Source organism: Sphingomonas sp. M6A6_1c (genome assembly GCF_053345135.1).
Genome location: NZ_JBKEZO010000008.1, coordinates 130,689 through 140,884 on the forward strand (window position 1 = coordinate 130,689; position 10,196 = coordinate 140,884).

The window sequence follows — 10,196 nt, forward strand, 5'->3', positions numbered from 1 at the left end:
GCAGGAGAAACATCATGATCACCAGGCGAAACCTGATGGGCAGCGCCCTCGCTGCCGGAGTCATGGCGTCGCCTCTGGCGGGTGCGGTCCGCTTCGATCGGCGCCGTGCGGGCTTCGACATCACGGCACCAGACGGCGGCGTGGTTCCCGTCTTCGTCGATGCCGCCGATCTGCCGGGAGTCCGGCGCGCGGCGGCGGATCTGGCGGCGGACATCGGCCGCGTCACCGGCACCGATGCCCGCATCGTCAACGAGGCCTCGGCGCTCGCGGGCACGCTCATCATCGTCGGATCGCTCGGCCACAGCCCGGTCATCGACCGTCTGGTCGCGGCGGGCAAGCTGGACGTCGACACAGTGCGCGGGCGTTGGGAATCGTTCGTCGTGCAGACCATCGTCGACCCCATGCCCGGTATTACCGAAGCGCTCGTGATCGCCGGTAGCGACAAGCGCGGGGCGATCTACGGCGTCTACGATTTGTCCCGCATGATCGGTGTCTCGCCCTGGTATTGGTGGGCGGACGTGCCGGTGGTCAGGCGCGCGCGACTCAGCGTCGCGCGGGGGCGCTATGTGCAGGGATCGCCCGCGGTCAAATATCGCGGCATTTTCCTCAACGACGAAGCGCCCTGCCTTTCCGGCTGGACGACCGAAAAGTTCGGCGGAATGAACGCGCAATTCTACGGCCGCCTGTTCGAACTGCTGCTGCGGCTGCGCGCAAACTATCTCTGGCCGGCGATGTGGAACAACGCCTTCGCCATCGACGATCCGGCGAACGCGCCGATGGCCGAAGACTACGGTATCGTCATGGGGACGTCCCATCACGAACCGATGATGCGGGCGCACAAGGAATGGACCGACAACCGTAGCCGGTACGGGAACGGTGATTGGAACTACGCTACCAACAAGGCCGGGGTCGCCCGCTTCTTCCGGGAGGGGATCGAGCGGAACCGCACGAACGAAGTCGTCGTCACGATCGGCATGCGGGGCGACGGCGATGTCGCGCTCGAAAGCACCGGTAGCCTCCAGTCAGATGTCAAATTGCTCGAATCCATCATCGCCGATCAGCGGCGGATTATCGCCGACGGCATGGCAAAACCCGCCGAGCAGGTCCCTCAGGTTTGGGTCCTGTTCACCGAAGTGTACAAATATTATGATGCCGGGCTGACCCTGCCGGACGACGTGACGCTGATGTTCGCCGACGACAACGTGGGCAACCTTCGCCGCCTTCCGACGCCGGCCGAGCGCCATCGGCGCGGCGGCTTCGGCATCTATTTCCACATGGACATGCACGGCGGCCCCTTTGCTTATCAGTGGATCAACTCTAATCCGCTGCCCAAGATCTGGGAGCAGATGAACCTCGCCAACACCTACGGCGCCAACGAGATCTGGATTGCCAACGTCGGCGACCTGAAGCCGCTCGAATTGCCGATCGAGTTCTTCCTGGCGATGGCATGGAACCCCGCCGACGTCGGCAAGGACAAGATCGCCGGCTGGACCCGTGCCTGGTGCGCCCGCCAGTTCGGTGACGATCAGGCTGGAGAGATTGCCGAACTCGTCGCGCGCTACGCCAAATACAACGCCCAGCCCAAGCCCGAGCAGCTGCGCCCGGACACGTACAGCGTCGAATATCATCGCGAGGCGGAACGCGTCTGCGAAGCGTGGAGCGATCTGGTCCGCCGCGCCGACGCCGTGAATGTGGCGCTGCCCCCTGCGTATCGCGACGCCTTCTTCCAACTCGTGCTGTACCCGATCCGCGCCTGCGCCAACCTCACCCTGATGTACGTCGCTGCGGCCCGCAACGCGATCTTCGCCGAACAGGCGCGTGCCAGCACCAAGGCGGAGGCCGAAGAGGTGCGGCGTCGATTCCGCTACGATCGCGAATTGCGTGACACCTACAATCACGTGATGGCGGGCGGCAAATGGAACCACATGATGGACCAGACGCACATCGGCTATTTCGACTGGTATCCACCGGAAACCGACATCATGCCGCCGACGACTGAGATCGACGCTTCTGGGGCCAAGGGCTTCGGGGTCGCGGTTGATGGGTCGCGCAAATCCTGGCCAGGCTATTATCTTCCCCCGACGCTACCCACGCTCGACAGCCTGAGCCGCCGGCCGACCTTCATCGACGTCTTTCCGCGCGGCGAAACGGCGGCGACCGTCACGGTCAAGGCGGACGCGCCGTGGGTGACTATCCGCGAGGGCAAGGCGTTCAGTGCCTCGCCGCGCGACCGTCGCTACTGGATCGACGTCGATTGGACGAAGGCACCGGTCGGCCGGTCGGGCGCGACCGTGACGATCGAGGGCGACACCGTCGTCAAGGCGAAGCTGACCGCGATCCGCGCAACCGAACGTCAGGCGAAGGAGGCGCGCGGCACCTTCGGCGTCTTGGCGGGCGCGTTTGCGGTGCCGGTCACCGGCTTCTCCCGATCGCTTCCGAACGATGGCGTACGGTGGGAGCCGATTCCAGACTATGGCCGCGTACCGGCGGCGATGTCGATCTTCCCCGTCGACGCGCGCTCGTTCGCCGACCCGGCGCGATCGCCGCGCTTGGAGTATGACGTCTTTCTTCCGGAGGCGGGCGCGTACCGCGTCGACCTTTTCACCGGCCCGACGCTGGAGGTCATACCGGGACGCAAGCTGAGCGTGGCGGTCGGCCTCGATGACCAGCCTTTTGTGATCGGGACGGTCTTCACCCCCGAGAATGGCCCGGTGCAGGATTTCCTCGGTGAGCGGCACGCGGCCAATACGGCGGCGAACGTGCGGATCATGCCCTTTGCTATTACCGCGGCGCAGCCTGGCCGCCATCGACTGAAGATTGCCATGATGGACCCGACCATCGTGATCCAGTCGATTGCGATCACCCCCGCGACTGCCGCGCCGAAGAGGTCGTTCTTCGGCCCGCCGGCGGTCGCGCGTACCTGACGCCGGAGACAAAGATGCGTTTTCGTTTCACTCTGCTGGCCGTGTTGCTGGCCACCGTCACGCTGCCCGCCACCGCTCCCGCCAGATCCGCGGCACGGCAGGCCGCTGCGGCATTGACCGCCGATGTCGTCGTCAATCTCGATGCCCCCGGCCCAACGATCGATCGGCACATCTACGGACAATTCGCCGAACATCTGGGGCGGGGCATCTACGAGGGCATCTGGGTCGGCGAGACCAGCACGATCCCGAACATTCGTGGCTATCGGCGCGACGTCGTGGAGGCGTTGCGACGCATCCACGTGCCGGTGGTGCGTTGGCCGGGCGGCTGTTTCAGCGAGATCTACGATTGGCGCGACGGCATCGGGCCGCGCGAGCAGCGTCCGACGCGGGTCACGATGAACTGGCCGAACACGATCGATTCCAATCATTTTGGCACGCATGAGTTTCTCGATTTCGCCGAACTGATCGGTGCGGACGCCTATGTCTCCGGCAATGTCGGGTCGATGACGCCGCGCGATATGGCGCAGTGGATCGAATACATGGCGTCCGATCAGCCGGAATCGACGCTGGTGCAACAGCGAAAGCGCAACGGGCGCGACAAGGCCTGGCGCGTGCCCTTCTTCGGGATCGGCAACGAAACCTGGGGGTGCGGCGGGGATATGCACCCCGATTATGCCGCGGACGTGAACGCGCGCTACGCGACTTTTGCGCGGGCGCCGAGCGGCTATCCGATGGTCAAAGTCGCCAGCGGCGCCAGCGTCCAGGGCGGCGGCGATTTCGAAAAGTTTACGGAAGCGATGATGGCGCACATGGGCGCGACGCAGGCGCTCAGCTTCCACTATTATGCGATGCCGGACGGCGCCAAGGGGCCGGCAACCGGCTTTGACGAAACCGGATGGGCGCAGGAGCTCGCGCTGGCGCGCCGCATGGAACCGCTCGTCAGCCGAACCGAGGCGATCATGGATCGCACCGATCCGCATCGGAAGGTCAGTCTCTTCGTCGATGAATGGGGCAGCTGGTACCTTCAGCCGCCGGAAGCGCCCGAGGGCGCGCATTATCAGCAGAATTCGCTACGCGACGCGATGGTCGCCGCATTGACGCTGGACATCTTCCACCGTCACACCGCTCGCATCCGCATGGCGAACATCGCGCAGATGGTGAACGTGCTCCAGGCGATGATCCTCACCGAAAAAGAAAAGATGGTCCTGACGCCGACTTACCACGTTTTCGACATGTACCAGCCCTTCATGGATGCAACTCCGTTTCCGGCACTGGTGGCAGGACCAGTATACAAGGAGGGCGACGTAAGCATGCCGATGATCGATGCCTCGGCCGCCCGCGGCAAAGATGGAAAACTCTACCTCGCGTTGGTGAATTCCAGCCCCGACCGGCTTGTGCACCTTCGCACCAACCTCCCCGGATCGGCACGAGGTCGCATTCTGACGGCGCCGCATATCGATAGTCACAACAGCTTCGATGCGCCCGATACGGTACGACCCATGCCCTTTGCCAGTGCCATGAACACGAAGGCACTGACTTTCGAATTGCCTGCCAAGTCGATTGCAGTGGTCAGATTGGATTGATGCGCCAAGAATTCCGTCGAGAGTTTACCAAAAACCGCGTCAGACCATCGATTGCGGCAACGCTTCAGCCCGCCGCCAGCCGCCATTCGCGTAGGCAAAGCGAAAGCGCGGGCGACCCACGCGCCGACAGCGCTCGTTCATCCCTAGTTTCTTGCTTTCCGCTTGGGTCCACCAAATCAGAAAAAAGGCCGGCGATAACGCCGGCCATTAAGGGGATGGGCCTTGAAGGCAGATACCTGATAGCATCATACCATTGGTATGACATCTAAAATCATTCATATTTTACCAATTTTTTGCAGCATCTTGTAGCCTGAGCACGTATGCGCCCCTGACGTTGAATATGCAGACGAAGCGCGCTTGCGTCTGGGATATAACTGCGTCGGTGACGCTACAGCCGCAGGTCGCGGCGAATGCTCGATTCATGCTGTTCATTGGGGAGACGATAATGCTGAGTGGATTTAGGCACGTGATTAGCCCTTTGGCGCTGCTCGCCGCCGTTTCTCTGAGCGGCGTTGCTTCAGCAGGTGACCTACCCCGCCTCGTCGAGAGGAATGGTCGCCACGCGCTGTTGGTCGATGGTGCGCCCTTCCTGATGCTCGGGCTTCAGGCCAACAATTCAGGCAATTATCGTTCGCAATTGCCGACGGTATGGCCGGCGGTGAAAGCCGCCCACGCCAATACCTTGGAGATGCCCGTGGCATGGGAGCAGATAGAGCCGACCGAAGGCAAGTTCGATTTTTCGTTCGTCGATGCGCTGCTCACGCAGGCGCGTGCGAACGAGATCAAGCTGGTCTTGCTGTGGTTCGGCACGTGGAAGAACAACAACCCGGACTACGCACCCGAATGGGTCAAGCTCGATAATGCCCGCTTCCCGCGCGTCATCAACGCGAGGGCGCAGGCGGCTGACCTCAGGAAAGCGTTAGCCTACGAAGCAAGAAGAAGCAGGCTTAGGACAGGCAACGATGAGACTTGACCGCAGAACCTTGATGAGCACCGCCGCGTTGGCTGGCATCGGGACTTGGATGCCGAACTCGGCAACAGCAGACGCAGCGCCCAAGCGGAGGCGGTCGGCACGTGGTTCTTTTGGCCTTATCGCCAACGGTCGGCCAGCCGGTGTCCTGATCGACGCCGGGGCTGACAGCGCCGTCAAGCATGTCGCGAGCAGCTTCGCGGCTGACCTCGAACGGGTCAGCGGGCAGGCAGCGCCGCGTCCGGCCAGTCCCGAGGAGGCGAGCGGCCCGCTGGTGATCATCGGCGTACTCGGCGGGAGCGCGATCATCGACCGCTTGGTCGCAGATGGCCGGCTCGACGCATCCGACCTGAAAGGCGAGTGGGAAGCCTCCCGCCAAGTCGTGGTCGATCGGCCGATGCCGGGCGTGCCTCGCGCACTGGTGATCGTCGGATCCGACCGCCGCGGCGCCGTGTTCGGCACCTATGACGTTTCTGAGCGGATTGGCGTGTCGCCCTGGCACTGGTTCGCAGACGTGCCCGTTGCCCGCCGCCGGAGCGTCTTCCTTTCCGCCGAACCCCGCCGTGACCAGCCCAAGGTGCGGTATCGCGGCTTCTTCATCAACGATGAGGCGCCAGCCTTCAGCAATTGGGCGACAGAGAAGTTCGGTGGCGCCAATTCCAAGATGTACGCCCACGTCTTCGAGCTCCTGCTCCGAATGAAGGGCAATTACCTGTGGCCCGCGATGTGGGCGCCTCGGGCGTTCAACGACGACGATCCGCAGAACAAGGTGCTGGCCGACGCGATGGGCGTCGTCATGGGTACGTCGCATCACGAGCCTCTGACGCGCGCGCAGGACGAATGGCATCGTAACACCGTAGGTGGGGTGACCGGGGGCAAGTGGGATTATACAACGAACCGGGACAACCTGCGTCGCTTCTGGCGCGGGGGCGTCGAGCGGATGATGTCCAAGGGCGACGGCCGCGGCTATGAAAGCCTGCTGACGGTCGGCATGCGTGGCGACGGCGACGAGGCGATGGCAGAGGGCACTGCCACCGAGCTACTCGAGACAGTCGTCGCAGATCAGCGCCGGATCATCGCCGACGTCACCGGCCGCCCGGCGGAGCAGACTCCGCAGATGTGGGCGCTCTACAAGGAGGTCCAGGACTATTACGACCACGGCATGAAGGTGCCGGACGATGTGACCCTGCTCTTCTCCGACGATAACTGGGGGCAGATCCGGCGGCTGCCGCCCGCCGGCGCCCCCCCACGCAAGGGCGGCTACGGAGTTTACTATCACTTCGACTACGTCGGGGTTCCCCGCAACTACAAGTGGATCAACACCAACCAGATCGAGAAGGTCTGGCAGCAGATGGACCTCGCCTACCAGCGGGGCGCACGCAACATCTGGATCGTCAACGTCGGCGACATCAAGCCCCTGGAGTTCCCCTTAAGCTTCTTCATGCGGCAGGCTTGGGACCCTGAGGCAATGACGCCTGCCGCGCTGGCTGCCTACCCCGAAGACTGGGCGACCGAAGTGTTCGGCCCCAAACACGCCAGGGGAATAGGTGAGATGCTAGCGACCTATGGCCGCTATGCAGCACGCCGAAAGCCGGAGCTGATCGACCAAGACAGCTTTCCGCTTGGTGCGAGCACCGGCCGCGGGCCGCTCGATGGCGGCGAGTTCGGCGCGATGGTGGCGGAATGGGATGCACTGGAAGCCCGCATGGCGGACGTACGCGGCCGGCTTGGGCCTGAGCAGCGCGACGCCTACTACCAACTCGTAGAGCATCCGATCTCGGCGCTCGCCAATCTTTATCGGCTTTACTACGCCGCCGCGTGGAACGCGCGCCTCGCGTCGAGCAACGACCCGAGAGCGAACGCCTTTGCTGACCAAGTCGAAGCAACCTTCCGGCGCGACCAGGAGCTGACCGACCGCTATCACTCGATGAAGGGCGGCAAGTGGAACGGGATGATGGCTCAGGTCCACATGAATTATGTGATCTGGAACGACCCGGTCCGGCAGAGCATGCCCAGCATCACGCGGGTGGGCGGCGACGTGCCCGAGGAAGAGCGTAACCGCCCTGTACGGTTCGTGCCCCGGGCAGAATCGCCGGCGGGCGTCATCGCGATCGAGGCAACCGCGTTCAGCAGGAAGCGCGACGCCAAGGGACTGGTCTGGACAGCAATTCCGAACCTGAGCCGCACCGGCGGCGCCTTGGTCGCGCTGCCGCAAGGCAGAGACTCCACCACCGTAGCGGACCAGGTCTGCGTCGAGTACGACGTTCGCGTGGATAAGCCGGGCGCGGCTCGCCTCTCCCTGTACTTGGCTCCGACGCTGGACACGCTTGGCAAGGGCGGCGTCCGGATCGGTGTATCGGTGGACGACAGCGCTGTTCAGATACTTAACTCAAATCTGGAAGCGACCGGCGGGGCGCAGGACACTCCCGGCAAAGTTCAGTGGGCGGACGCCGTACGGAACAACGCCATCGTCGTGTCAGCCGGCCTGGGCGAACTGACCCGCGGCAGGCATACTATCAAGCTTTGGCGATTGGATGACAACGTCGTGCCGCAGATGTTGGTGCTCAGTACGGCGTCTGTGCCGGAAGCCTATCTTGGCCCCGAACCCGCCGCGAAACGGCTCTGAGTGGTCTCGCCTCTGGGAAGCTGAATGACCCATTTTAGGTCGTTCACACGTCCCTGTTCCGCTACCCAAAACCTGCCGCTCGTTCAGGTGGAGCAATAGAGCGCTGGAGCGAGGTCGGTAGGCCAATCGGAACGGCCTAGATCAGGGCCTTCCTGGCCGGCAGCTAGCGGGAGCCCGGAAGAGGATATCTGCCGCTAGTTTTGCGCCTCTGAGGGGGCCGGCGCCATGTTCAGAGCCTAATACCTGCCCCTTCAAGAGCGCTATCGATGCGATCATCGACTTCGAGCTTTGTCGCAGCCCAAGCAGGCACCGTGTCCAGCAAGCGCTGCTGCCACGCGACGAGGTTGGGGAACTCGTTGAGCGGGATCTTCGTCCGCTCGTTCTGCGAAAAGGGGCCCGCGATATCAAAGTCAGCCAATGTCAATCGGTCGCCGACGATGTGGCTGTGCGTTGCGAGATGCACGTCCAGCACGGTGGCAGCCGCCCGAAGCTTGTCAGCCGCCATATGGACGATGCTCTCGTCCTCGGGCTGGGCCATGAAGCGTTTGCCAATCCGTTCGTCGAACGTGAGTGTTGCAAAGACCCGCCACTGCTCGCCGGACCAGAACATCCACTGGAGGATCTCGTACCGCTCACGCATCGTGGCACCGGCCAGATCACTGCCGACCTTCTCGGCGAGATACAGGTTGATCGCAGCGGACTCATAGAGGACGAAGTCACCATCGACCATCACGGGCGACAGCCCATGCGGGTTCAGCTGCAAGAACTCGGGCGTGTGGCTCTCGCCCCTGAAGAGGTCGACGCTCACGCGCTCGATGTCGACGCCCATGACGGCTGCGGCCGACGTCACGCGGCGGAGGCTGCCGGAACCGGGATCGCCGTAAATTTTGATGGACATCGCAAATGATCCTCTAAGTGAGGGGCACCAACTAGGCCATTCGGGAAAGCGGGTGTATCTACTCGTTTCGAACAACATATATCCGAGTTTCGAATGAGCGATCGCTGGCAGGAGATGACCGTGTTCGTCCGGGTAGCGGAAAGCGGTAGTCTCTCGCGCGCGGCGCGCGAACTTAAGCTATCCCAACCCTCGGTATCGCGTATCGTCGGTACGCTGGAGGCGCGGCTGGGAACGACGCTACTGCTACGCACCACCCGCAGCATTTCGCTCACGGAAGCCGGCGCTCTGTATCTGGCGCGCGCGAGAGACCTGCTCGCGGAGATGGAGGAAGCCGAGCAGGCCGCCCGTGGCGTAGACTCACTGCATGGCGTGATCCGCATCGCGATGCCGGTGCTTTATGGCACGCACGCGGTCATTCCCGCGCTGGCGACGTTCCTGCCGCGTCATCCGGATCTTCGGATCGAAATGATCATGAGCGACGGCCGCCAGAACCTCATCACGGAAGGAGTGGATGTGGCCATTCGGTTGGGCGTCGGGCCGCTGGGGGACTCCACCTTCGGGGCGCGGAAACTCGGCGTGGTGGAGCGGCTAGTGGTGGCGGCACCAGCTTATCTCTCGACATATGGCGCGCCCGCCACTCCGGCGGAACTCGCACCGCACGATTGCATCGTCCAGCATGGCCTTTTCGGTCGCGAGAGCTGGCGCTTCACGCACAATCAGACCGTCACCTGCGTCAATGTCCACGCGAAGCTATGGATCAACTCAGCGCCGGGAGTACTGGCGGCTGCGGTGGCGGGCTTGGGAATCGCGCTGGCGACAAGCGTTATGGCAGGAGAGGAGTTGCGCACCGGCCAACTTACGCGCCTGCTCCAAACGTATCAGCTCGATCCGGCGGAGGTCTACGCCGTTTTCCCTGCGGGTCCGAAGCCATCAGCAAAGGTCCGGGCGATCGTGGATCACCTCGAATCGTCGCTGAACACTTTTGCAGCCCGGTAGACCCAGATGCGTTCGCTCAAGGCACCCTGCCCGCTCGCGAACTTCGGACGTCCTTTCATCGCAAACTAGCTCGGTCGTCGGCGGGGCTGGAATGGCAGCTGACGTTGATAGAAGCCAATCAAGCAGCCATCTTTCGTCCTTGACCTTATCGATAAACGATGCACATTGTTTATCGATAAGGAGTCGAAGATGCAGGATA

General features: G+C 63.1%; 6 protein-coding genes. 5 read left to right on the forward strand and 1 reads right to left on the reverse strand.

Annotation, left to right across the window (positions count from 1 at the left end; all coding sequences use genetic code 11):
* Positions 1-14 precede the first annotated feature (14 nt).
* The 4 genes from ACLBWH_RS17955 (at position 15) to ACLBWH_RS17970 (ending at position 8,103) form a co-directional block, all read left to right on the forward strand.
* Positions 15-2,924: a glycosyl hydrolase 115 family protein gene (locus ACLBWH_RS17955; RefSeq protein WP_447800215.1), complete on the forward strand. Its 2,910-nt coding sequence runs from the start codon at positions 15-17 to the stop codon at positions 2,922-2,924.
* 14 nt (positions 2,925-2,938) lie between these two features.
* Positions 2,939-4,507, forward strand: a complete 1,569-nt coding sequence (locus tag ACLBWH_RS17960; protein WP_447800216.1) for an alpha-N-arabinofuranosidase — start codon at positions 2,939-2,941, stop codon at positions 4,505-4,507.
* Positions 4,508-4,889: 382 nt separating this feature from the next.
* A complete protein-coding gene (locus ACLBWH_RS17965; RefSeq protein ID WP_447800218.1) occupies positions 4,890-5,480 on the forward strand; it encodes a beta-galactosidase in 591 nt (196 codons plus the stop codon).
* A 13-nt stretch (positions 5,481-5,493) separates the two neighbouring features.
* On the forward strand, positions 5,494-8,103 hold the full coding sequence (locus ACLBWH_RS17970) for a glycosyl hydrolase 115 family protein (RefSeq protein WP_447800220.1): 2,610 nt from the start codon (positions 5,494-5,496) through the stop codon (positions 8,101-8,103).
* Between the two features lie 229 nt (positions 8,104-8,332).
* Here ACLBWH_RS17970 and ACLBWH_RS17975 read toward each other — a convergent pair whose 3' ends face one another.
* Positions 8,333-9,001: a glutathione S-transferase family protein gene (locus ACLBWH_RS17975; protein WP_447800221.1), complete on the reverse strand. Its 669-nt coding sequence runs from the start codon at positions 8,999-9,001 to the stop codon at positions 8,333-8,335.
* 93 nt (positions 9,002-9,094) lie between these two features.
* Here ACLBWH_RS17975 and ACLBWH_RS17980 point away from each other — a divergent pair, with 93 nt between their 5' ends.
* Positions 9,095-9,997, forward strand: coding sequence for a LysR substrate-binding domain-containing protein (locus ACLBWH_RS17980; protein ID WP_447800222.1), 903 nt, complete (start codon positions 9,095-9,097; stop codon positions 9,995-9,997).
* The last annotated feature ends 199 nt before the right edge of the window (positions 9,998-10,196 follow it).

Bases quoted from the DNA above. Each gene is read 5' to 3' on its own strand.
- ACLBWH_RS17955 (WP_447800215.1), top strand. From the start codon at position 15: ATGATCACCAGGCGAAACCTGATGGGCAGCGCCCTCGCTGCCGGAGTC.
- ACLBWH_RS17960 (WP_447800216.1), top strand. From the start codon at position 2,939: ATGCGTTTTCGTTTCACTCTGCTGGCCGTGTTGCTGGCCACCGTCACG.
- ACLBWH_RS17970 (WP_447800220.1), top strand. From the start codon at position 5,494: ATGAGCACCGCCGCGTTGGCTGGCATCGGGACTTGGATGCCGAACTCG.
- ACLBWH_RS17975 (WP_447800221.1), bottom strand. From the start codon at position 9,001: ATGTCCATCAAAATTTACGGCGATCCCGGTTCCGGCAGCCTCCGCCGC.
- ACLBWH_RS17980 (WP_447800222.1), top strand. From the start codon at position 9,095: ATGAGCGATCGCTGGCAGGAGATGACCGTGTTCGTCCGGGTAGCGGAA.